The organism is Microbacterium sp. ARD31 (assembly GCF_031844425.1).
Genome location: NZ_JAUZVE010000006.1, coordinates 295,053 through 317,371 on the forward strand (window position 1 = coordinate 295,053; position 22,319 = coordinate 317,371).

Here is a 22,319-nt window from a genome sequence, read left to right on the forward strand (position 1 = left end):
CGGGCTCAGCGTCGGACGGCGGTGACGACGACGTCGTGCAGCACCCGCTCCGCGCCGGAGGGGCTGAGCACGTTCCGGGGTCGCGTCTCCGCCGTCCGCACCCGCCACAGGTCCTCGGCGAGGACACCGCGCACGCGTTCCGGTCCGGTGACCGCGTCGGCGGGAGGACCGTCGGGGTGCGCGTGGTCGTGTCCGACGATCAGGAGCGTGCCGCCGGGGGCCACCCAGCGCGAGATGCGGGCGTAGAACGCATCCTGAGGCATCGCGGGGTGGGCGTAGAACGTCCATCCAGGTCGTGCTGGGGACGACCACGCCGCAGCGATTGACGGATGCCGCGGCCGGCTCCGACATCCCCCTCACCCGCGCCGAGTGGTACGGCCTCATCTCGGCGGCGGGCCACAAGGTGCCCTGAGCCGGATGGCGGACTACGACGACCTGCGCGCGGGGGCCGTCCTGACCTATTTCGAACGGGTGCTCGACGTGTTCGCCGACCACCCGCAGGTCACGCTCGACCTCCGCTGAGTCAGGTCTGGCGGCGGATCTTGATCGTCGCGCCGGCGGCGAGGAAGACGAACGCGGCCGCGACCTGGGCAGCGCTCCAGATCGCACCCGAGAACGCGAAGGGGAAGATCGGGTTCCAGATCACCGCGACAGCGAGCATGATCGGCACCCACCACCAGTGCCTCGCCTGCACCGCGAACCATCCGATGATGAGGGCGAGGATCGTGGCGACGAACCGGACGGTGAGGAACCAGTCGCTCTCGAGCAGCGCCGGCGCGACGAACAGCACGGCCGCCGCCAGCAGGCTCGGCGCGAGCGCGTTGCGCTGGTACATCGCGGGTGTCGGCTGCGTGCGACTCATGGGGCTCCTGGGGACGGGGACGCGCTCTCAGTCTGCCGCACGCGTCGCGCGCGCCCGGCGAGCACGGCGCCACCGACGATCGCAGCGATGACCGACCCGCTGAGGATGCCGATCTTCGCGTGGTCGTCCTGGAGCGATCCGACGCCGTACGACAACTCGCCGACGAGCAGCGCGACCGTGAACCCGATGCCGGCGAGCAGGCCCACGCCGAGCATGTCGCCCCATCGCAGTTCGAACGTCCGCCGCACCGACGGCACCCGCGTGAGCAGGAACACCGCGAGCAGAATGCCGACCGGCTTGCCCACGACGAGCCCTACCAGGATGCCGAGGGTCACCGGATCGCCGAAGGCCGAGACCAGCCCGTCCCAGCCGCCGACGGTCACCCCGGCGGAGAAGAACGCGAACACGGGGATCGCGACCAGCGTCGAGATCGGACCGAAGCGGTCGGCGAAGTGCGCAGTGAACGCATCGTGGATGGGGCTGCCGTCGGCATCCGTCCCCACCTGCACCCGCGCTCGCGGCGTCACCGTCGCGGGGACGGTGAAGGCCAGCAGCACGCCGGCGATCGTCGCGTGCACGCCCGATGCGTGGACGAGCGCCCAGGTGACGATCGCGAGCGGCATCAGCACCCACCAGTGACGGATGCCGCGCCGCACCGCCAGCCCGAACAGGACGAGCGGGACGATCGCCGCCGCGAGCCACACCGGCTGCAGGTCGTCGGTGTAGACGGTGGCGATGATCGTGATGGCGAAGAGGTCGTCGACGACGGCGAGAGTCAGCAGGAAGACACGGAGCGCGGGCGGCAGCCCCTTCGCGACGACGGCGAACACCGCGATGGCGAAGGCGATGTCGGTCGCCGTCGGGATCGCCCAGCCCCGCACCGCGTCACCGGGTGCGGTCACCGTGAACGCCGTGAAGATGAGCGCCGGGACGATGACACCGCCGAGCGCGCCGATCACGGGGACCGCGGCGATGCGCGGCGAGCGCAGCCGCCCCGCGACGATCTCCTCTTTGAGTTCGAGACCCACGACGAAGAAGAAGATCGCGAGCAGTCCGTCGGCCGCCCATTGCGCGACGGTCAGGTGCAGGTGGAGCGCCTCGGGTCCGAACGACGTCTCGCGCAGACCGGTGTACCAGGGCGCGGCGGGCGAGTTGGCGAGGACGAGGGCCGCGACGGTCGCAGCCAGCAGCAGGATGCCGCCGAAGGTGTCGGTCTGCACGGTCTGACGGATGCCGCGCCAGATCTCGTGCGGCGCCGTGCGGGAGGAGGGGGAAGTGGACATGACGGATCGCTTTCCGCGTCGGTGATCAGGGGTCGCTGAGGACGCACCGTCGAGCGGTGCGCGTCAGGCCCCCGACGGCGGGCAGCCGGCGATCTCGCCGTGCGCGTTGGTGCCCCATTCGCTCACCCATCCGTTGGTTCCCGGATGCTGCGGTGCGGTGAGGGCGCGGATGCCGATCGCCGACGGCAGCGCGCGCTCGAGGCGGTAGCGGGCCGTGATCGTCACACCTCCATCGTACCGGCGCGGGTCGCGCCTCGACCGGCTGCCTCAGCCGAAACGACGGCCGGCAGGGTTCGTCGGAAGCAGCGTCAGGACGAGCAGGACGATGCCGCCGCCGGGGACGAGGGAGAGGAAGAACAGCGGTCCCGGCAGATTTGCGTCGTGCAGCCGACGCCACGTGAGAGCGGCATCCGGGACGATCGTCGCGACGATGAAGAGGAACAGCAGGATGCCGCCGACCGCGATCAGGGGGCCCGGCTGGCTCTCACCGGTCATCGGGTCGTACGAGACGCCGACGAGCGCGCCGCCGATCATGATGACGACGAGCGCGAGGACGATGAGGAAGTAGGCGAGCCTCATCCACCAGAACTCGCTGAGGCTGGCGCGACCCGTGAAGGTCGCGTACTTCTTCCAGTACCGGACGAACGCCTGCGTGAACGACGCCCCGTAGTGGGGCCATTCGAGGGGCGGCTGGCCCGGGCCCGGGGCGGGCGGCATCGGCTGGCCGTATAGGGGAGGCGGCGGGGGCGGGGCGTAGGACATCGGTTCCTCCAGCGCGGTCGACTGCGTGGGTCCATCGTGGCGGATGCCGGACTTTTTCGTGACGACTTCCGGTCGGATCCCTCTCATGTACAGAGGCGCATCCCCCCGCCCGCACACACACAGAGTTCGCGGATGCCGCACGCAAGACGGACCTCATCGCGCAGGTGCGGGCGTGGGCGGCATCCGCCTGACTCAGGCCTCGTCCGCCGTCGGCCAGACGTACGGCAGGTCGTCGGGGTCGTCGAAGCCCCGCGCGCGGTAGTACTCGAGGTCCTTCCGCAGCAGGTTCGACCGGTGGGAGCGGTGGACGTCCTCACGGCCGAACCAGGGCGGCATCCGGACCGTCCCCGACCGGTACTCGACACCGTCCTCGGCGATCTCGTCGAGCGTTGCCAGGGTCGAGGGCCGGGTCGTGTCGGCGAAGCCGCGCCGGACCCACTCGTCGACCGTGAGGTCCTGGTAGACCATGAGCGCCGCGCGGTGCCCGCGCCACATGGCGACCGCCGGGTGGTGGCGCCAGCCGTAGTCCGGGATCGTGAGCGCGCGCATCACCTGCAGGGTCTCGACGCGCTGCTTGCCGAGCCGCTTCGTGTCGAGCGTGGCCATGCCGCGGGCGAGGTCGGCGTACGGGACGAAGGTCTGCACGTCAGCGGACCTTCCGGATGCGGATGGGTCCCTTCGCGGTCGACGGGTCGACGACCTGCCCCCGCTGCGTGATCTCGACCTCGCCGGCCGCGACGAGCCGCCGCGCGGCGCGACGGGCGGGTTCCATGAGGTCGCGCCAGTCGTCGCCGCCGACCGCTCTCGCCGCCTCGGACGGGCAGATCGTCGCCGCCGCGGCCCGCGCATCCAGCAGCTCGACGATCGTCCGCGTGAGCTTCTCGTCGACGGGACGGATGCCGCGCTTCCGGCACGCGTCGGAGCAGTACTTCACGTCGTCCCAGGTCTTATCCCACTTCTTGCGCCACTGGATCTCGCGCCCGCACGAGGCGCACGTCTTGGGTGCCCGGGTGGAAGCCATGCCGCGACGTTACGTCGGACGGCGGGTGGCGGCGAAGGGGTTGCGCCGTCCGAGTTGCGCCTGTCAGGTCAGGACGCCGAGATGGGCGCGGACGGACTCCGCGCCGGAGACGGCGATGGACCAGTCAGGTCGGATGAAGGCGTCCCGATGCAACCGAACCCGCTGTTCATCTACGGGCTCACCCTGCCGAGGGACGACGCGCGTCACGCCGTTGAGTTCGTACCCGAGCTTGCGGGACACGGCGAGGGACGCCTCGTTCCAGGACGCTGCGCTGGATTCCGCCCATTCCGCCCCGAGAACGTCGAACGCGAACATCAGCAGCGCCGCCCGCATCTCGGTTCCCCAGCCCCGGCCCTGAGCAGACCTGGTGAGCCAGGAGCCCGTGTTGACGGTTCGCCGGTCGGCGAAGGTATACGCAGACAGGTCTTGCGAACCCACAACACGGCCGTTCGCGTGGACGGCGAACGCGACTGTCCAGTGTGCAGGGTTCACTCTGGTGCGAAGACTCCATTGGTACTCGGCCAGGTTCCGGGGAAGATCAGCGGGATCCGCATCGGTCCAGGGAACGCCGAACGGCATCCGCTCCGGGTCGTGCACCCCGTCCGCCGCCGCCTGAACCAATCCCGGCAGGTCGACGTCACGGACGGGGCGCAGGGTCAGATTCGGCGTGCCGATCGAGAGTTCGAACAGCGGCCAGATCTCCTCGAGTTCCATGCCGGGACCCTACCCGTCTCGGCGGGCGGCGCGCCTTCACATGACGGCGTCACACTCCGGCTGGCAGCGCGGGCACCACCAGGTGCGGCGACGCTCGAGGTCGTTCGCGACCTCGTTGCGGACGAGGATGCGGGTGCCGCACCGCAGGCACGGGCGTCCCGCGCGCCCGACGACCCAGTGGGACTCGCCCTTCCGCGTCGACCCGGTGGTCACCTGGTACATCCCCGGCACGGTCGCCGAGATCCGCAGCATCCGCGCCGCCCTCTCTCGGGTGGGCCTCGCGCTCGCCCGCATCGTCAGCGTGCTGGGCAGCATGTTCGACCCCGAACGGGTCGTCGTCTCGGGGGCGATCGCCGACGGCGTCGCCGAGGTGGTCGCCGCCGCGCGGCGCTCGCTGCCGACCGACCTCGACCTGCCCGCGCCCGAGCTCGTCGCCTCGACGCTCGGCGGCGAGGTCGTCGTGACCGGTGCGGTCGCCGCCGCCGTCGCGTCGGCCCGCGAGCGGGTGCTCGACGTGTGGGGCGCCGCCGGCTGAGCAGGACGGCCGCGTGTGGGTCGGTGCGGCATCCGTCGCCGAATCACCATCCGGCTGCCGAATCACCACCCGTGTGGCGACATCTGCGAGGTGACTCGGCACGGGTGTGGTGATTCGGCGGAGAGGGGCGGCGCGCGGGGGGCGACGCCGGGTCAGCGTGCGCCGCGGCGGGGGTCCTGGCCCGAGCGGGTGTAGGCGCGCCAGAGGATGCGCGCGTGGCGCTCCTTCGCGCGCTCGACGCCCGCCTCGTCGCCGCGGGCGGCGGACCACCACTCGGCGAAGCGCTCGCGCATCGCGCTGAGCACGATGTCGAGTCCCGCGTGCGGCGGCGGGGGGACGACCGCCTGCTCGGCCGGCATCCGTCCCTTCGGGGCGAGTGAGTCGTTCGCGTGCTTCACGATGAGGTCGGCGGCACCCACGGCGTGCGCGTTGATGATCGAGTGCGCCGCTCCCCGGATCTCCCAGCGGCGCGCGCGCCGGGCGACGGCGACCAGCCGGGAGTGGAACCGGCGCGGGGAGGTCGCGTCGTACTCGCCGCGGATCAACAGGACGGATGCCTCGACGAGCGGCATCCGCTCGATCAGCCGGTAGCGCAGCAGGTGCGGGAGCACCTGCACGAAGTAGACGAAACCGCAGAGGACGTAGGCCGACAGCGCCGTCATGGCGAGGTGGAACGTCTCGCGGGTGGCGGACTGCGCGAAGCGGAGCGCGACGATCGGGAGCGACGACTCCTGGTCGTTGACCACGGGGCTCACGAGCACGGCGTGACGCAGCTGCGGCCGGCGGATGAGTACCTCGGTGACGATCTGCGTCCCCATCGAGTGGCCGATGATCACGGGGTCGCCGAGCCCGTAGTGGTCGAGCACCTCCTCGACCCGATCGGCGAAGAACTCGGCCGTGGGCTGGTCGCCGGGGCGCGGCATCCCGGCAAAGCCCGGAAGATCGAGGGCGAAGACGTCGCCGTGCTCGGCGAGCGACGGGGCGAGGAACTCGAAATAGGTCGCCGCGACCCCGACCCCCGCGACCAGCACGAACGGGCGGCCGCCGTCGCCCGCGGTGGTCTCGACCCGCGTGACCCGCGTGCGGCGATCGCCGTGGCCGACGTGCTCGACGTCGACGTCGGGGGCGTCCTCTGTCGCGGGCATGCCCCCAGGATGCCAGGTCGCGCGCGCCGCTAGCGCAGGGCCGCACCGCGCACAAGCGCTGGGGATCGGTCCGCGGCATTCCTACGCTGGCGCCATGCTGCGCCACCTCGTCATCGTGCTGGGCGACCAGCTCGACCACGAGTCGAGCGCGTTCGACGACTTCGACGCGGCTCGCGATGCCGTCTGGATGGCGGAGGTCGCCGAGGAATCCGAGCACGTGTGGAGCACGAAGCAGCGCACCGCCGTCTTCCTCGCCGCCATGCGCCACTTCGCCGCCGAACTGACGGATGCCGGGCGCCCCCTCCACTACGCGAAGCTCGACGCCCGCGGGACCCGGGGATCGCTCGCCGAGCAGCTCGCCGCCGACCTGAAGAGGCTGAAGCCCGAGGGGCTCATCGTGACGGAGCCCGGGGAGTGGCGTGTGCGGGAAGCGCTCCGCGAGGTCGCCGAGACCACCGGCATCCCGCTGGAGATCCGTGAGGATCGGCACTTCTTCAGCACCGTCGCGGAGTTCGCCGCGCACGCCGAGGGACGCAAGGCGCTGCGGATGGAGTACTTCTACCGCGAGATGCGCAAGAAGCACGACGTCCTGATGACGACGCGCGGGCAGCCGCTCGGCGGGCAGTGGAACTACGACGCCGATAACCGCAAGGCGTTCCCGAAGCAGGGGCCGGGGCTCGTCCCGCCGCGCGCGCGATTCGAACCCGACGAGATCACCCGGGACGTCATCGCCCTCGTCGAGAAGAGGTTCGGCGACCATCCCGGCTCGCTCGACTCGTTCGCGTGGCCGGTGACACGCGCACAGGCGCTCGAGGCGCTCGACCTGTTCGTCACCGAGCGGCTGCCGGGCTTCGGTGAGACGCAGGACGCGATGTGGCCGGGCGAGCCGTGGCTGTGGCACGCGCACCTGTCGTCGTCGATGAACCTCAAGATGCTGACGCCGCGCGAGGTCGTCGCCGCGGCCGAGGCGGCGTATCGCGCGAAGAAAGCGCCGCTCGCGGCCGTCGAAGGGTTCATCCGCCAGATCCTCGGCTGGCGCGAGTACGTCCGCGGGATCTACTGGACGCAGATGCCCGGATACCTCGAGCGGAATGCGTTCGAGGCGTTCGAGCCGCTACCGGACTTCTACTGGACCGGCGACACCGCGATGGTGTGCCTGCAGGACGCGATCGGCACGACGCTCGAGAACGGGTACGCCCACCACATCCAGCGCCTCATGGTGACGGGTCTGTACGCAATGCTGCTCGGCGTCGACCCAAAGGAGGTGCACGCCTGGTACCTCGCGGTGTACGTCGATGCGGTCGAGTGGGCGGAGCTGCCGAACACCCTCGGGATGAGCCAGTACGCCGACGGCGGTCTGATGGGCAGCAAGCCGTATGCCGCGACCGGCAAGTACATCGATCGTATGAGCCCGTACTGCAAGACCTGCCCGTTCGATCCCGCGAAGCGGGTCGGCGACGACGCGTGCCCGTTCACGACCCTGTACTGGGACTACCTCATCCGGCACGAGGAGCCGCTCGCCGCCAACCACCGCATGTCGCTGCAGGTGAAGAACGTCTCACGCCTGGACGACGACGAGATCACCGGCATCCGCGAACGCGCCGACGCGATCCGCCGCGGCGACGTCCCCGTTCCGAGCCACGCCTGACCCCACCCGAGCAAGGAGACATCATGACCTCGACCGACATCGCCCTCGTCACCGGTGCCCGCGGCGGCGTCGGCAGCGCCCTCGTCGCCCGGCTGCGAGCACGCGGGCTGCGGGTCGCCGCGGTGGGGCGGGATGCCGCATCCCTCACCGCCGTCGAGGCGGACGCGCACATCGAGGCCGACGTGACAACGCCCGAGGGTGCCGCCGCCGCACTCGAAGGGTGCCGGTCCGAGCTGGGTGACGCGCCCGGCTGGCTCGCGCACGCGGTCGGCAGCACGCTCATCACGCCGCTGCACCGCACGAAGGCCGACGCGGCGCGCAACATCCTGCGGGTGAACCTCGAGAGCAGCATCTGGATCCTGCAGGCCTGGCTCGAGGCGACCGGCAAGGAGCCCGGTGCCGCGGTGTTCGCGAGCTCCGTCGTCGCGCGAATCGGCGTCGCGAACCACGAGGCGATCGCCGCAGCGAAGGGCGGTGTCGAGGCGCTCGTGCGCAGCGCTGCCGCGACGTATGCGAGCCGCGGCATCCGAGTCAACGCGGTCGCTCCGGGCATGACCGACACCCCCATGACGGCCGGGATGCTGAGCGTCCCGATGCAGCGGGAGGGCGCCGAGAAGCAGTACCCGCTGGGCGGGGTGCAGAGCGCCGACGACGTGGCGGCGGTCATGGACTGGCTGTTGTCGACGGATGCCGCCCGCATCACCGGTCAGGTGATCCCGGTCGACGGCGGGTTCACGACCATCCGCCCGCTCGTGAAATAGGTCAGCGGGTCACGTCGTAGACGTCGTCGTCGTTCCGCGTCACGGCAAGCGTGTCGTCGGCGTCGCCCGAGTAGGCCGGCCATGCGCCGCCCGTCGAGCAGAAGTCGACCCGATCGCGCGGGAGTTCGCTCGCGTCGATCCCGTCCGCCGTCACGACGACGAGCGCCTGAGCGTCGTCGCGGTCCGAGAGGTCGGGAACCGCCTTCGCGTCGACGTCGAGCCGGGCGGCGACATCCGCGGCGGTCTCGTACGGACAGGCGACCGTGAACCGCTTCGCCCCCTCCTCGGGGAGCAGGTCGGTCACGGTGAGGGTCGACCCCGCCGCGACCGTGCCGAGCACACGCTCCTCGATGTCGCTCGACGTCGGCGCGCACGCTGTGGTCAGGCCGGCGGCGAGGAGGGCGAGGGACAGGGCGGCGAGTGCGCGGTTCATGCTCCCTGTCTACGGGGATGCCGCGCCGCGATCATCGGCCTCGCGAGGAATCCGTGTCCGTCGGAAGGATGACGCCGGGTCGTCAGCCCTGCTCGAGCACGCGCTTGGCTTTCGCGAGCGACGCCGTGAGCGTGGAGCGCACCTCGCCGGCGATCATCGCCTGCGCGAGGCGCATGACGCCGGTCGGTTCCGCCTCGATGCCCACCCTCACGAGGGTCGCACCGTTCGCGTCCGCGAACGTCAGCTCCGACGACGTCGCCATGACGCCGCTGGTGCTGGTGATCGCCATGCGGGTGCCCGGTTCGTACCCGGTCACCCGCCAGTCGAACGCGAACTCGCGCCCGACCGCCCGCATCCGGGTGTGCAGCGTCGACCCCACGCCGACGGGCGGAGGCGAGGTCAGTTCCTCCGAGATGACCGACTCGTCCCAGCGGGCGCGCCCCTCGGTGAAGAAGGCGAACACCTCGTCCACCGGACGGTCGATCGTGACGGACTCGGTGACGGTGAACATGTCCTCACCCTAGGTGGGATCCGATGGGGGTCGACGCGTGCGGCGTCTCGGGGACGGATGCCGGGGCGCGGCGGCCGTGGGGCGCCTGTCGCGGCCTCAAGTGTTCACCGATGCAACAGATCCGAGGCGACACGCCGGGGACGGATGCCGGGGCGCGGCGTGTCGCGCGGCATCCATTGCATCCGCGAACGCCCCGCCCGCGAACGCCGGCCGAGCGCCCCGCCTCAGCCCCGCCCCACCGCCTGGAACCCGCGCAGGCGCAGGCTGTTCGTCACCACGAACACCGACGACAGCGCCATCGCGGCGGCGGCCACGAGCGGGTTGAGCAGCGCGGCCATCGCGAGCGGGATCGCGGCGACGTTGTACGCGAACGCCCAGAACAGGTTGCCCTTGATGATCCCGAGGGTCCGCCGCGCGAGCCGCACCGCATCGGCGACGACGAGGGGATCGCCCGAGACGACGGTGATGTCGGATGCCGCGATCGCCGCATCCGTCCCGCCACCCATCGCGATCCCGAGGTCGGCGGCGGCGAGCGCCGCGGCGTCGTTGACACCGTCGCCGACCATCGCGACGACCCGGCCTTCGCCCTGCAGCCGGCGGATCGCGTCGAGCTTTCCCGCCGGAGTCACCCCGGCCTCGACGCGGGAGATCCCGACCTCGGCGGCGACCCGCGCTGCCGAGGAGGCGGTGTCGCCGGTCAGCAGGATCGGCTCGAGACCGAGCTCACGGAACCGGGCGATCGCCGCGGCGCTCGTGGGCTTCACCGTGTCGGCGACGACGATCGCACCGAGGTACTCCCCATCCCGGGCGACGGCGACGACCGTCCCCTCGGGCAGATCCGCAGGCACGGCGACGGCCCACTGCTCCGCGAGCCACGACGGACGCCCGGCGACGACCGCCGCTCCCTCCACGACACCCTGCACGCCGAACCCGGCGTGCGACTGGAACGACTCGACACCCCCCGGCGTCGACGCTGCCACGATCGCCCGCGCGACGGGGTGCTCCGACCCCGACTCGACCGCCGCCGCGACGGCGAGCAGCTCCTCGCGCGAGACGCCCGACGGCAGTACCTCGGTCACGCTCATGCGTCCGGTCGTGACGGTGCCGGTCTTGTCGAGCACGATCGTGTCGACGGTGCGGGTCTGCTCGAGCACCTGAGGTCCACGGATCAGGATGCCGAGCTGCGACCCGCGCCCGGTTCCCACCAGCAGCGCGGTCGGGGTCGCGAGACCCAGCGCGCACGGGCAGGCGATGATGAGCGTCGCGACGGCGGCGGTGAACGCGAGCTCCCACGGCGCGCCGGCGATCGTCCAGCCGACGAGGGCGACGAGCGCGAGGGCGATCACGACGGGGACGAAGACGGCCGAGACCCGGTCGGCGAGGCGCTGCACCTCGGCCTTGCCGGTCTGCGCCTCTTCCATGAGCCGCCGCATCCGCGCCAGCTCGGTGTCGGCACCCACCCGGGTGATCTGCACCTCGAGGCGTCCGCCGACGTTGATCGTCGCGCCGACGACGCGCGACCCCTCCGCGACCTCGACGGGCATCGACTCACCCGTCAGCATGCTCGCGTCGACGCTGCTCATCCCTGCCGTGACGAGACCGTCCGAGGGGATCTTCTCGCCCGGACGCACGACGACCGTGTCGCCGACGACCAGCTGCGAGACCGGCACGCGCGTCTCGACACCGTTCTGCAGCTTCGCGGCATCCGTCGCCCCGAGTTCGAGCAGCGCGCGCAGCGCCTCGGACGACGCCCGCTTCGCGCGAGCCTCGATGTAGCGCCCGGCGAGGATGAAGACGGTGACGAGCGCGGCGACCTCGAGGTAGATCTCGTGCCCGCCCGCCCGCGGCGCGCCGACGAGCGTGAAGGACATCGTCATACCGGGCATCCCCGCGCCGCCGAAGAACAGGGCGTACAGCGACCAGCCGAACGAGGCGATCACGCCGAGGCTGATGAGGGTGTCCATCGTCGCGGCGCCGTGGCGCAGGTTGACGGCCGCGGCCCGGTGGAAGGGCCACGCGCCCCACACCGCGACGGGAGCCGCGAGGGTCAGCGCGAGCCACTGCCAGTACTCGAACTGCAGCGCCGGGATCATCGACATCAGCGCGACCGGCAACGACAGGGCGGCGCTGATCAGCAGACGATTGCGGAGCGGCTTCGTCTCGTCATCCGCCTCCGTCGTCTCGGGCTCGGGTGCGGGCACCGTCGCCGCGTAGCCGGCAGCTTCGACCGTCGCGATGAGCTGCGCCGTCTCGACGCCCTCGGCACGCACGCGCGCCTTCTCGGTGGCGTAGTTGACGGATGCCTCGACCCCGGGCAGCTTGTTGAGCTTGCGCTCGATCCGGGTGGCGCACGAGGCGCACGTCATCCCGGAGATGTCGAGTTCGACGTCGGTGGCGCTCACGCCGACACCCGGGTGTATCCGGCCTCCTCGATGGCGGCGGTCAGGGCGTCGTCGTCGAGGGGGGTCGCGCTGTGCACGGTGACGTGCGAGGTGCCGCCGGCGACGAGGTCGACGGTCACGGCCTCGACGCCGTCGATCTCGGAGAGCTCCTCGCGGACGCTCGCGGCGCAGTGGCCGCAGGTCATACCGGTGACGAGCAGTTCCTCGGTGACAGCGGATGCCGGGGCGGCAGGCGTCGCGGATGCGGAGACGTCGGTGAGGCCCAGCTGGATGCGTTCGGTCATGGTGTTTCCTCCAGGTTCAGGAGCGGGTTCAGGAGCGGACGAGACGGGCGATCGCGTCGTTCGCCTCGCGGATCTTGTCGGCGGCGACCTGACCGCCTTCGGCGCTCGCCTCGGCGACGCAGTGGCTGAGGTGGTCGGCGAGCAGCGAGAGCGCGACGGTTTCGAGCGCCTTCGTCGCGGCCGATACCTGGGTGAGGATGTCGATGCAGTACTTGTCCTCGTCGACCATGCAGGCGATGCCGCGCACCTGCCCCTCGACGCGGCGCAGCCGCTTCTGCAGGTCGTCCTTGTTCGCGTCGTACCCGTTCACGCCGGATACGGTACCCCCCTAGGGTATTCACGTCAAGGCGTCTGGGGTCACGGCATCCCTTCCCCTGTCACAACGCGTCGCGCGGAGCCGCACTTCGTGACAGGCGAGCGGATGCCGCGGCCGCGGCCGCGGTCCCCAGACTCCGGATCAGGCCCCTTCGACCTCGTCCGACACGAGCGTCAGGTGCTCGCGCGCCGACGCCTCGGCATCCGCGCCGCGCCCGTCGTGGATCGCTTGCGCCGTCGCGAGGTGCGCTTCGAGCGTGCCGACGCGCGGCACTCCGGGCGTGAGTCCTCGGACGGCCCGGCCACGCAGGATCTCGGCGATCGGGTCGCTGAGCTTCAAGAAGAGAGGATTGCCCGACACGCGCAGCAGAAGCCGGTGATAGGCGATGTCGGCATCCAGGTACTCGGGCGAGTCGCCGAGGCCCTTCCCGCCGAGATCGCTGAGCAGCGTCGCCCAGCGGAGCAGCTCCTCGCGTTCGACCGGGTCGGCGCGCTCCGCCGCCAGGCGGGCGGCAACCGGCTCGACCGCGATGCGCAATTCGGTGAGCTCGATGAGGACATCCCGCCGGCGCGAACTGTCGAGCGACCATTCGATGATGTCGGCGTTCAGCACGTCCCACTCCGCGAGAGGGCGGACGACGATCCCGACCCGGCGACGCGAGGTGAGCAGCCCGTGCGTCTCGAGGACGCGCACTGCCTCGCGGACGACGGTTCGGGACGCAGCGAACGTCTCCTCGAGACCCGCCAAGGTCAAACCGGTGCCCGCGGGCAATTCTCCCCCCACGATGCGTCGACCAAGGGTCTCGACGATGTGGGCATGGGATGCGGTGGTGACGGGCGTGGGCATCGGTGTCCTTCGTTGCGAGTGTCACGTTACCCGCCCCGCGCGGCGTCGTTGGATGGCCGCGACAAAAGTACTACTTATCGCTTGCGAAAGGTACTACTTATGTGACACCGTGGGCTCGCTGCCGGGAAAGGCCCCGGCGTCGGGACGATTCACTGGAGAACACACCCATGGACGAGTGGACGCAAACACTCGGAGCAGTGCCCCTGCTTCTGATCGCGGCCGGAGCGGTCGCCCTGATCCTGCTGCTCATCATCAAGGTCCGCCTGCACGCGTTCATCGTGCTCGTGCTGGTCTCGCTGCTGACGGCACTGGCCACCGGCATCCCGGTCGGCAGCATCGGGAAGGTGCTGATCGACAACTTCAGTTCGACCGTCGGCACGGTCGCGCTCCTCGTCGGCTTCGGCGCGATGCTCGGCGCCCTCATCGAGAGCTCGGGGGGCGCCCGCGTGCTGGCCGAGAAGATGGTCGCGGTCTTCGGCGAGAAGCGCGCCGCGATCGCCTTGAGCGTCGCGTCGCTCCTCATGGGCTTCCCGATGTTCTTCGACGCCGGGCTCGTCGTCATGCTGCCGATCATCTTCGCCGTCGCCCGCCGCATCGGCGGCAAGCACATGCTGCTCTACGGCATCTCTGCCGCCGCCGCGTTCTCGGTCATGCACGTCTTCGTGCCGCCGCACCCCGGTCCGATCACGGCGAGCGAGACCTACGGCGCCAACCTCGGGCTCGTGCTTCTCATCGGTCTCGTCGTGGCGATCCCGACGTGGTACCTCAGCGGTTACCTCTGGGCGCGCTTCGTCGACCGCCGCATCCCGCTCGCCATCCCGCGCCTGTTCGGCGAGGACGTCGAACCCACGAACCCGCCCAAGGCCGGCACCGTCATCGGCGTCATCGCCATCCCGCTCGTCCTGATCCTCCTGAACACCGGGTCCGCCGCGCTCGTCTCGTCGGGAGCCGTCGACGGCACCGCCGTCTGGGTGCAGGCGCTCGGCCTCATCGGCACGAGCCAGGTCGCGCTGCTCATCGCCGTCCTCGTCGCCCTGTTCGTCCTCGGCACCCGCCGCGGTGTCGGCGGCAGCGCGCTGGACAAGGTCGTCGAGTCCGCTCTCGGACCGATCTGCTCGGTCGTGCTCATCACCGGCGCCGGCGGCATGTTCGGCGGCGTCCTGCGCGCCTCGGGCATCGGCGACGCGCTCTCGGACTCGCTGGCCTCGATCGGCGTTCCGGTCATCTTCGCCGCCTACATCATCGCCGTCCTCCTCCGCGTGGCGCAGGGCTCGGCGACCGTCGCCCTCGTCACCGCGGCGGGGCTCGTCGCCCCGGCCGTCGTGTCGGGCGGCTTCAACCCGCTGCAGGTCGCCTGTATCGTCCTCGCCACCGCGGCCGGCTCCGTCTTCGCGGGTCACGTGAACGACTCGGGCTTCTGGCTCGTCGGCCGCCTCATGGGTATGGACGTCAAGACCACGCTCAAGACGTGGACCGTGCAGCAGGCCCTCGAGTCGCTCGTCGGCTTCCTCATCGTGCTCGGGATCTTCGGTCTGGTGTCCCTTGTCTGACCTGTTCGACCTGACCGGCCGCCTGGCCCTCGTGACGGGATCGTCACGGGGGCTCGGGCAGAGCCTCGCCGTGGGCCTCGCCGAGGCCGGCGCCCGCGTGATCGTGCACGGCCGCGACGCCGAGGCGACGGAGCGCAGCGCCGACGCGATCGCCGGGCGCACCGGCATCCGTCCCGAGACGACCCTGTTCGACGTGACGGATGCCGCGGCCGTCGAGGCCGCGATCGGTGAGCTCGTCGAGCGGGTCGGGACCCCCGACATCCTCGTCAACAACGCCGGGATCCAGCGGCGGGCGCCCTTCGCGGAGTTCCCCGTCGCGGACTGGGATGCGGTGATCTCGAGCAACCTGTCGAGCGCCTTCTACGTGTCGCGCTTCGTCGCGCCCGGCATGATCGCGCGCGGCTCCGGCAAGATCATCAACATCGCCTCGGTCCAGTCGCTGCTCGGGCGGCAGACGATCGCGCCGTACGCGGCCAGCAAGGGCGGCATCGCCCAGCTCAGCCGCGGAATGGCCGCGGATCTGGCGCGCCACGGCATCCAGGTCAACACGCTGTCGCCGGGGTACTTCGCCACCGAGATGAACGCGGCGCTCGTCGCCGATGCCGACTTCTCGGACTGGGTCGCCCAGCGCACCCCGGCCGGCCGCTGGGGCGAGGTCGAGGAGCTCCGCGGACCGCTGGTGTTCCTCGCCTCGGCGGCGAGCGACTTCGTGAACGGACAGAACCTGTTCGTCGACGGCGGCATGACCGCGGTCGTCTGACCCGAGGAGCAAGACATGGATGCCGTCGTCATCAACGGAAAGCTCGACCTCACCGTGGCCGAGCACCCCGTCCCCGAGCCCGACGCCGGCCAGGTCCGCGTGCGCGTGGGCTACGTGGGGATCTGCGGGTCCGACCTGCACTACTACGGCGAGGGGGCGAACGGAGCGTTCGTCGTCACCGAGCCCCTCGTTCCCGGGCACGAGCTGTCGGGGTGGGTCGACCTCGACCCCGACGGGCGCTTCGCACCCGGCACGCCGGTGACGGTGCATCCCGCCCGGTTCGGTCCCGAGGGGTCGACTCCGGTCGAACCCCATCTGCGCCCCGGCGGCAGCTACCTCGGCAGCGCCGCGACCACCCCGCACACGCAGGGCGCGATGAGCGAGTACCTGGTGGTGGATGCCGGCATGATCCGGACTCTGCCCGCGGAGCTGCCCGTGCGTCGCGCCGCCCTCGCCGAGCCCCTGGCCGTCGCCCTGCACGGTGCGGGTCGGGCGGGCTCCCTCGACGGAGCGCGCGTGCTCGTCTGCGGCGCCGGCCCCATCGGACTGCTCGCCGTCGTCGCCGCACAGGAGGCCGGCGCCGCACGTGTAGAGATCACCGACCTGCTGCCCGAGCCGCTCGACCGGGCGCGCGCGCTCGGGGCCGATGCCGTGTGGCGGGTCGGCGAGGACGCGATCCCCTCGGACACCTACGACGTCGTGCTCGAGTGCTCCGGTGCCGCACCCGCGGTGTCGTCCGCGATCGCCGCCGTCCGTCGGCGAGGCACCATCGTGCAGATCGGGATGCTGCCGAATCAGCCGGTCGGCGTGAACATCGCGCCGCTCATCTCGAAAGAGGCCACGCTCACCGGTGCCTTCCGGTTTCTCGACGAGATCGACCACGCCATCGAGGTGCTGGGCCGCCGCCCCGAGATCGACTCCGTCATCACCCACGAGTTCGCGCCGGCCGACGCGATCGAGGCGTTCGAGACGGCGCGGCGCCCCGCCGACAGCAGCAAGGTTGTCGTCGCGATGAACTCTGCGAAGGTGGCATCGTGAGCACCGCACCGCGCATCGTCGTCATGGGACCGAGCGGGTCGGGCAAGACCGCCGTCGGAGCCGCCCTCGCCGTCGATCTCGGCGTCGACTTCGTCGACGCCGACGATCTGCACCCGGCGGCGAACGTGGCGAAGATGGAGGCCGGCCACCCCCTCGACGACGAGGATCGCGCGCCCTGGCTCGACATCGTCGGGTCGACGCTCGCCGACGCTCCGGGCCTGGTCGTCGCGTGCTCGGCGCTGGCCCGCCGCTATCGCGATCGCATCCGCGCCGCCGCCCCGGACGTCCGCTTCGTCGAACTCGTCGTGTCGCCCGAAGAGCTCGACCGACGGATGCGGTCGCGCGAGCACTTCATGCCGCCGGCGCTCCTCGCCTCGCAGCTCGCGACCCTCGAACACCTCGGCGAGGACGAACCGGGCGTCGCGGTCGAGAACGTCGGCCGCATCCTCGATGTGGCGCGACGCGCGCGCATCGCGCTCGACCAGGCCGACTGAGGCTCCGCCCGCGCTCCCCTGTCACAACACGCCGCGCGCGTTTGCACGTTGCGACAGGCGAGCGCCGCGCCGCGACCCGAGCGCGCCGCTGCGCGCAAGAGCGGGATGCCGGTCGATCGCCCCGCATACAATCGCGGAAGACGGCCGTCCGCGCCGCCGCATCCGAGGAGAACCGCCATCGACCACCCTGCGCCGACCCGGCCCGTCACCTGGCGGACGACCCTCGGGCGCCTCGTCCACATCTCGCGCCCCGTGCTCTGGATCAACACGATCGGCACCGGCGTGCTCGGGATGTGGCTCACCGGCGCGCTGCTGGATCCCACGGCGATCCCGCTCCTCGTCTGGCTGACGCTGCCGTTCAACCTGCTGATCTACGGCGTGAACGACATCTTCGACCAGGAGACCGACGCCCTGAACCCGCGCAAGGGGTCGATCGAGGGCGCCCGGATTGAGCCGCGCGAGGTGCGGACGATCGTCTGGGCCGTCGCGATCACGAACGTGCCGTTCCTCGCGTGGTTCCTGATCGCCTACCCGCTCGCCGCGAACGCGCTGATCCTGCTTTACACGGCGGTGTTCGTGTTCTACTCGGCGCCGCCGCTGCGGTTCAAACAGCGACCGTTCCTCGACTCGCTGAGCAACGCGGCCTACGGGCTCCCGCTGCTGATCGTCCCCGTCGCGCTCGGCGCTCCGCCGCTGTGGCCCGCCGTGGCCGGGCTGCTCGTCTGGAGCGTCGCGAAGCACGCCTACGACGCCGTGCAGGACATCGACGAGGACCGCGAGGCCGGCATCCGGACGACCGCCGTCCTCCTCGGGCCGCGCGGCACGGCGCTGTGGAGCGGCTTCTGGTGGCTCGCGTCGAGCGGGCTGTTCGCGTTCGTCAGCATCCCGGTCGCCGCGCTCAACGCCGTCATCGCCGGTGTCCTCGTCGTGTGGATGCTGGTGCGCCCCACTCCCGCGACCGGTCGCCGCCTCTACCCGGTGTCGATCGCGTTCCCGTACGTCGCCGGGTCGGTGGCGAGCGGGTTGCAGCTGACGAAGATGTTCTTCGAGGCGTACGGATGAGCCGCATCGTGGTGGTCGGTGCCGGACTGGGGGGGCTGGCGGCATCCGCTCTTCTCTCCCGTGCCGGTCACGAGGTGACCCTGCTCGAGGCGGCGGACCGGGTCGGCGGCAAGAGCCGCAGGCTCGAGGTCGACGGCGAGCGCATCGACTCGGGGCCGTCGCTCGTGACGTTCCCCGGGGTGTGGCGCGAGCTGTGCGCGCGTCTCGGCACGGATCCGGGCGCGCTCGACCTCGAGCGCCTGCCCGAGGTGGGCCGCTACTACTACGACGGCGAAGAAGTCACGCTGCCGGTGCCGCCCGGCCACCCGTGGTATCCAGCGTGGCGACGCTTCAGCGATCTGCACGCTCCGCTCGCCGACGACGTGACCGCGCTGCTGGTCGCCGATCCGCTCGACCGGCGGTCGCTCCCCTCGCTGCGCCGGCTGCTCGCCGTCTACGGCCCGCGGCTCAGCACCCGGGCCTACCTCGACAGCCTCACGTGGATGCCCGACGGGCTGCGCGAGATCATCGCGATCCACACCCTCAATGCCGGGGTGTCGCCGTCGCAGACGCCCGCGCTCTACGCGAGCATGCCGGCGATCATGGCGGCATCCGGCGTGTGGGTGCCGCGCGGCGGCGTGTACGAGATCCCGCTCGCGCTGGAACGGATGGCGGATGCCGCCGGTGTCGACATCCGCACCGGCGAGACCGTGACGCGTCTCGAGCGCGGCCGCGTCACGACGGCCCGCGGATCGTTCGCGGCCGACGTCGTCGTGAGCGCCCTCGACGCCGACCGCGTCGACGCGCTGCTCGGCCGGCGACCGCGGCGGGCGCGCGCGCTGTCGTGCTCGGCTGTCGCGATCTACGGGGCGCTGCGCGAGCCGCTGCCCGAGCGGATCGCGGCGCACAGCGTCATCCTCCCCACCAAGCCCGACGCGCTGTTCCGCAGCCTCGCCGCGGGCGACGAGCCCGCCGACACGATGGCGTTCGTGAACCTGTACCGGGCGGGCGAGATCTACCCGAACGACCGCAGCACGCTCGCGCTGCTGCTGACCGCTCCGGCCGACGGGTCGGGGTACAGCCTCGAGCATCCGTTCGTGCGCCGCGAGGTCGAACGGATCTCGCGGACGATGGGTCTCGATGACCTGTTGACCGACACGATGACGGATGCCGCGGTCCTCGACCCGCGCTACTTCGGCACGTTCGGCGAGCGCCACGGCGCGCTGTACGGCGCCGCGCGACCGCTGTGGATGAGCGGCCCGCTGCACCGCCCCGCGCACCACGACCCGCGGACGCCGTGGCTCTGGCGCGTGGGTGCGTCCGTGCATCCGGGCGGTGGGATCCCCGCCGTGCTCGGCGGGGCGATGATGGTCGCCGCGAAGCTGTTGCAGCGGCATCCGGTCTGATCGGGGTCGGGTTCCGGGGACGCGAGTCGTCGCGTGCGCGAGCGGTGAACGACCGGATGCACCCCCTGGAGCGCAGGCCGCGTCGGCTCCGGGAACGCGATTCGTCGCCCGCCGCGCGCGGGAGCGATCGAACACGTCCCCGGAACGCTCGCCCGTAGCATCAGGGTGTGACGACCGACGCTGTGATCCGCCGTGCCCGCGCCGCCGACGTTCCCGCGCTCGTCGACCTGCGCGCGCAGATGATGCGCGACATGGGTGCGGACACGGGCGACGAGTCCTGGCGAGCGGATGCCGCGGCCTGGTACCGCGCCCGTCTCGCCGAGCCGACGCGGTGCGCCGCGATCATCGCCGAGGTCCCCGGTGACGGCGTCGTCGCGTGCGCCGTGGGCACGGTCGACGACCACGCCCCGTCGCCCCGCAACCCAAGCGGACTGCGGGGCGAGATCGCGAACGTCGTGACGTTCCCCGCGTTCCGCCGCCGCGGGCTCGCCCGCACCTGCGTGGAAGCGCTGCTGCAGTGGTTCGACGCCGAGACGGCCGTCCGCGTCGTGCGCCTCGCTGCGACGGCGGACGGCGAAGCGCTCTACCGGCGACTCGGTTTCAGCGAGCCGCGCGACCTGATCCTGGAACGACGGATGCCGCGCTGATCCGAGCAGGACGGGGGACGACCCGGCCTGTAGGAACCGCTCAGACATGTCCATGACAGAATCGGATTCCCGAGCAACGCCGTCATGAAATGTCCGCTCCGACAAGTAAGCGTCCCGGGCCGAAGTGTCCGCCCAGGACCACGCGGGTGCACCGGGGACGACCAGGTTCGCGCCTTCGACATTCAGCGTGTCCATCAGCGCGCGTTGAGCGCGACGCCAGCAGCGACCGCTATGCGCCCCTCGAACTGGCGTGGTCGACGCTGCACGCTCGCCGGTCGGTCGGGTCGCCCTAGTTCTCGGGCAACCTAACCGGCTGTAGGCGGCGCCATCCTGACCGATGTGATGAACCCGACACCCATGTGGTTCGCAATGATCTTGAACGCCGGTGTCTCAGCCAGGGTCTGGATACAAGCGTGATGAACGCTGAGAACCGCTTCCTGCAGGTCGTCGTTCGACTCGAGCATTTCGACAGAGATGCCGATCTCTTTCGCCTTCTCCGCCGGGATGTGCCGATCATGGGACAACGTCAGCTCGTGACTCGCCAGCTCACTGACAACTGGGGCTGCCTTTTCCTCCGAGTCGTTCGCTCCAGCAAACATCCCGGTAGCAAGCCATTCGCGAACCATTCTTACAAGAGCTCATGGCCGCCGCGGCGATCGGCTAGCTAACTATGCAGCGGGTCCGAACCGGCAGCGACGCGCTCTCCCCAGCCGCCGCAGAGCCCCTCGACGTGAACGCGGAACCCCCTCGTCAATCGGGGATCTCCGGCAAGCGTCATCCTCCGCCGGGCAGATGCTCGAGGTGCCCGATGGCTTCCTCGAGCAGTTCGGAGACGTGGCCGTCGAAGAGTGAGTAGTGGATGTGCCGGCCGTCGCGCGTGCCGATGACCAGGCTCAGATGCCGCAGTAGCCGCAGATGGTTCGATGCAGTGGTCTGTCCGATGTGCAGCTGTTCGCTGAGGTCGGTCACGGTGCTCGGCTGAACACTCAACGCGCTCAGAATGCGCAGCCGCACAGGTGACGCCAGCGCCTGCATGATCTCGGCGAGACGCTCAGCATCCGCCACGGACAGGGAGCCTGCTTCCCGACGCGTCTCAGTACCGGCCATGCTCACCATTGTGCCCTCCGATCACGATAATCATTCACAATGACACCATATCATGATCTTGTGATGTATCCTGCTCGCATGACTGCTTCTTCCCCGACGACTACCGCACCCGCTGCGGAGACGCACGACCATTCCCACGGTTCGGCCCGGTGGGAGCTGTGGTTCGCGATCGCCGCGGGCGTGACCTACGCGGGCGGGATGATCGCCGAGTTCGCGTTGGGGCTGCCGATGGTCGGGTGGCCGTTGGTGTTCTTCCTCGCCACCTACTTCTTCGGTGGGTTCTTCACGTTCCGCACCGCGATCGCCTCGACGATGCGAGGGAAGTTCGAGGTCGACTTCCTCATGCTGGTGGCCGCTATCGGCGCCGCCCTCATCGGCCGGTGGGCGGAAGGGGCGGTGCTGCTGTTCCTGTTCAGCCTCGGCCACGCGCTCGAGGAATACGCCCTCAGCCGTGCCAGCAAGTCCATCGAATCGCTCGCCGAGCTCGCTCCCCGCAGCGCCCTAGTGCGCCGCGGCGGGGACGAGCTGGTGGAGGTGCCGGTGGAGGAGATCGTCGTCGGGGACATCGTCGTCATCCGCCCGAACTCCCGCATTCCCTCAGACGGGTTCGTGATCTCCGGGGTGTCCGCAGTGGATCAGTCCGCAGTCACCGGGGAGTCGATTCCGGTGGAGAAGGAGCCGGTGGCCGACCCGGAGCGGGCGATGCGCACCGTCGACACCCTGCCCGCCGCCAACCGGGTGTTCGCCGGCACA

26 protein-coding genes and 3 pseudogenes are annotated in these 22,319 nt (G+C 70.8%); 12 read left to right on the forward strand and 17 right to left on the reverse strand.

Annotated features, from left to right (window positions below; all coding sequences use genetic code 11):
• Window positions 1-5: 5 nt before the first annotated feature.
• On the reverse strand, window positions 6-263 hold the full coding sequence (locus Q9S36_RS18755; RefSeq protein WP_311286436.1) for a hypothetical protein: 258 nt from the start codon (window positions 261-263) through the stop codon (window positions 6-8).
• Between the two features lie 23 nt (window positions 264-286).
• On the opposite strand from Q9S36_RS18755, the pseudogene Q9S36_RS18760 reads away from it, so the two are divergent.
• Window positions 287-412 (forward strand): annotated as a pseudogene (locus tag Q9S36_RS18760) (aldo/keto reductase family oxidoreductase); the annotation flags it as partial.
• Between the two features lie 111 nt (window positions 413-523).
• Here Q9S36_RS18760 and Q9S36_RS18765 read toward each other — a convergent pair.
• The 7 genes from Q9S36_RS18765 to Q9S36_RS18795 all read right to left on the reverse strand — a co-directional run bounded on the left by Q9S36_RS18765 (window position 524) and on the right by Q9S36_RS18795 (window position 4,642).
• The gene (locus Q9S36_RS18765; RefSeq protein WP_217528765.1) at window positions 524-862 is read right to left on the reverse strand and encodes a DUF6804 family protein; all 339 of its coding nucleotides are present in this window, start codon (window positions 860-862) and stop codon (window positions 524-526) included.
• Window positions 859-2,145: a Na+/H+ antiporter NhaA gene (gene nhaA / locus Q9S36_RS18770; RefSeq protein WP_311286437.1), complete on the reverse strand. Its 1,287-nt coding sequence runs from the start codon at window positions 2,143-2,145 to the stop codon at window positions 859-861. Before nhaA ends, Q9S36_RS18765 begins: the two co-directional genes overlap by 4 nt.
• A gap of 63 nt (window positions 2,146-2,208) precedes the next feature.
• A complete protein-coding gene (locus Q9S36_RS18775) occupies window positions 2,209-2,370 on the reverse strand; it encodes a hypothetical protein (protein ID WP_217528769.1) in 162 nt (53 codons plus the stop codon).
• 42 nt (window positions 2,371-2,412) lie between these two features.
• On the reverse strand, window positions 2,413-2,862 hold the full coding sequence (locus Q9S36_RS18780; RefSeq protein WP_311286438.1) for a DUF805 domain-containing protein: 450 nt from the start codon (window positions 2,860-2,862) through the stop codon (window positions 2,413-2,415).
• Window positions 2,863-3,099: 237 nt separating this feature from the next.
• Window positions 3,100-3,552, reverse strand: a complete 453-nt coding sequence (locus Q9S36_RS18785) for an MSMEG_6728 family protein (RefSeq protein ID WP_311286439.1) — start codon at window positions 3,550-3,552, stop codon at window positions 3,100-3,102.
• A 1-nt stretch (window position 3,553) separates the two neighbouring features.
• A complete protein-coding gene (locus Q9S36_RS18790) occupies window positions 3,554-3,928 on the reverse strand; it encodes a DUF2256 and DUF3253 domain-containing protein (RefSeq protein ID WP_311286440.1) in 375 nt (124 codons plus the stop codon).
• Window positions 3,929-3,991: 63 nt separating this feature from the next.
• On the reverse strand, window positions 3,992-4,642 hold the full coding sequence (locus Q9S36_RS18795; RefSeq protein ID WP_311286441.1) for a GNAT family N-acetyltransferase: 651 nt from the start codon (window positions 4,640-4,642) through the stop codon (window positions 3,992-3,994).
• Between the two features lie 133 nt (window positions 4,643-4,775).
• Here Q9S36_RS18795 and Q9S36_RS18800 point away from each other — a divergent pair, with 133 nt between their 5' ends.
• Complete coding sequence (locus Q9S36_RS18800; protein WP_311286442.1) at window positions 4,776-5,177, forward strand: hypothetical protein; 402 nt, start codon at window positions 4,776-4,778, stop codon at window positions 5,175-5,177.
• Between the two features lie 152 nt (window positions 5,178-5,329).
• Here Q9S36_RS18800 and Q9S36_RS18805 read toward each other — a convergent pair whose 3' ends face one another.
• Complete coding sequence (locus tag Q9S36_RS18805) at window positions 5,330-6,322, reverse strand: alpha/beta hydrolase (protein WP_311286443.1); 993 nt, start codon at window positions 6,320-6,322, stop codon at window positions 5,330-5,332.
• Window positions 6,323-6,416: 94 nt separating this feature from the next.
• On the opposite strand from Q9S36_RS18805, the gene Q9S36_RS18810 reads away from it, so the two are divergent.
• The gene (locus Q9S36_RS18810; protein WP_311286444.1) at window positions 6,417-7,970 is read left to right on the forward strand and encodes a cryptochrome/photolyase family protein; all 1,554 of its coding nucleotides are present in this window, start codon (window positions 6,417-6,419) and stop codon (window positions 7,968-7,970) included.
• A 23-nt stretch (window positions 7,971-7,993) separates the two neighbouring features.
• The gene (locus tag Q9S36_RS18815) at window positions 7,994-8,731 is read left to right on the forward strand and encodes an SDR family oxidoreductase (protein WP_311286445.1); all 738 of its coding nucleotides are present in this window, start codon (window positions 7,994-7,996) and stop codon (window positions 8,729-8,731) included.
• A 1-nt stretch (window position 8,732) separates the two neighbouring features.
• Here the strand turns inward: Q9S36_RS18815 and Q9S36_RS18820 are convergent, their stop codons facing one another.
• The 6 genes from Q9S36_RS18820 to Q9S36_RS18845 all read right to left on the reverse strand — a co-directional run bounded on the left by Q9S36_RS18820 (window position 8,733) and on the right by Q9S36_RS18845 (window position 13,523).
• Window positions 8,733-9,164, reverse strand: coding sequence for a hypothetical protein (locus Q9S36_RS18820; protein WP_311286446.1), 432 nt, complete (start codon window positions 9,162-9,164; stop codon window positions 8,733-8,735).
• Between the two features lie 82 nt (window positions 9,165-9,246).
• Window positions 9,247-9,675, reverse strand: coding sequence for an SRPBCC family protein (locus tag Q9S36_RS18825; protein WP_311286447.1), 429 nt, complete (start codon window positions 9,673-9,675; stop codon window positions 9,247-9,249).
• A gap of 224 nt (window positions 9,676-9,899) precedes the next feature.
• The gene (locus tag Q9S36_RS18830; RefSeq protein ID WP_311286448.1) at window positions 9,900-12,077 is read right to left on the reverse strand and encodes a heavy metal translocating P-type ATPase; all 2,178 of its coding nucleotides are present in this window, start codon (window positions 12,075-12,077) and stop codon (window positions 9,900-9,902) included.
• A complete protein-coding gene (locus Q9S36_RS18835; protein ID WP_217528798.1) occupies window positions 12,074-12,361 on the reverse strand; it encodes a heavy-metal-associated domain-containing protein in 288 nt (95 codons plus the stop codon). The genes Q9S36_RS18830 and Q9S36_RS18835 overlap by 4 nt, the downstream gene beginning before the upstream one ends.
• 28 nt (window positions 12,362-12,389) lie before the next feature.
• A complete protein-coding gene (locus Q9S36_RS18840; protein ID WP_311286449.1) occupies window positions 12,390-12,671 on the reverse strand; it encodes a metal-sensitive transcriptional regulator in 282 nt (93 codons plus the stop codon).
• A 147-nt stretch (window positions 12,672-12,818) separates the two neighbouring features.
• Window positions 12,819-13,523 (reverse strand): FCD domain-containing protein, encoded by a 705-nt coding sequence (locus Q9S36_RS18845; protein ID WP_311286450.1) that lies wholly within the window; start codon window positions 13,521-13,523, stop codon window positions 12,819-12,821.
• 167 nt (window positions 13,524-13,690) lie between these two features.
• Here Q9S36_RS18845 and Q9S36_RS18850 point away from each other — a divergent pair, with 167 nt between their 5' ends.
• The 7 genes and pseudogenes from Q9S36_RS18850 to Q9S36_RS18880 all read left to right on the forward strand — a co-directional run bounded on the left by Q9S36_RS18850 (window position 13,691) and on the right by Q9S36_RS18880 (window position 20,459).
• Window positions 13,691-15,073, forward strand: coding sequence for a GntP family permease (locus Q9S36_RS18850; protein WP_311286451.1), 1,383 nt, complete (start codon window positions 13,691-13,693; stop codon window positions 15,071-15,073).
• Window positions 15,066-15,833, forward strand: a complete 768-nt coding sequence (locus Q9S36_RS18855; protein WP_311286452.1) for an SDR family oxidoreductase — start codon at window positions 15,066-15,068, stop codon at window positions 15,831-15,833. The genes Q9S36_RS18850 and Q9S36_RS18855 overlap by 8 nt, the downstream gene beginning before the upstream one ends.
• Before the next feature lie 15 nt (window positions 15,834-15,848).
• Window positions 15,849-16,871: an L-idonate 5-dehydrogenase gene (locus Q9S36_RS18860; protein ID WP_311286453.1), complete on the forward strand. Its 1,023-nt coding sequence runs from the start codon at window positions 15,849-15,851 to the stop codon at window positions 16,869-16,871.
• A complete protein-coding gene (locus Q9S36_RS18865; protein WP_311286454.1) occupies window positions 16,868-17,365 on the forward strand; it encodes a gluconokinase in 498 nt (165 codons plus the stop codon). Before Q9S36_RS18860 ends, Q9S36_RS18865 begins: the two co-directional genes overlap by 4 nt.
• 105 nt (window positions 17,366-17,470) lie before the next feature.
• Window positions 17,471-18,388: pseudogene (locus Q9S36_RS18870) on the forward strand (UbiA family prenyltransferase); the annotation flags it as partial.
• Window positions 18,295-19,812: an NAD(P)/FAD-dependent oxidoreductase gene (locus tag Q9S36_RS18875; RefSeq protein ID WP_311286455.1), complete on the forward strand. Its 1,518-nt coding sequence runs from the start codon at window positions 18,295-18,297 to the stop codon at window positions 19,810-19,812. The pseudogene Q9S36_RS18870 and the gene Q9S36_RS18875, both read left to right, overlap by 94 nt.
• 167 nt (window positions 19,813-19,979) lie before the next feature.
• Window positions 19,980-20,459, forward strand: a complete 480-nt coding sequence (locus Q9S36_RS18880; protein ID WP_311286456.1) for a GNAT family N-acetyltransferase — start codon at window positions 19,980-19,982, stop codon at window positions 20,457-20,459.
• 305 nt (window positions 20,460-20,764) lie between these two features.
• Here the strand turns inward: Q9S36_RS18880 and Q9S36_RS18885 are convergent, their stop codons facing one another.
• Window positions 20,765-21,085, reverse strand: a complete 321-nt coding sequence (locus Q9S36_RS18885; RefSeq protein ID WP_311286457.1) for a hypothetical protein — start codon at window positions 21,083-21,085, stop codon at window positions 20,765-20,767.
• Window positions 21,086-21,233: 148 nt separating this feature from the next.
• Window positions 21,234-21,566: a metalloregulator ArsR/SmtB family transcription factor gene (locus tag Q9S36_RS18890; protein WP_311286458.1), complete on the reverse strand. Its 333-nt coding sequence runs from the start codon at window positions 21,564-21,566 to the stop codon at window positions 21,234-21,236.
• A gap of 78 nt (window positions 21,567-21,644) precedes the next feature.
• Here Q9S36_RS18890 and Q9S36_RS18895 point away from each other — a divergent pair.
• Window positions 21,645-22,319: pseudogene (locus tag Q9S36_RS18895) on the forward strand (heavy metal translocating P-type ATPase); the annotation flags it as partial.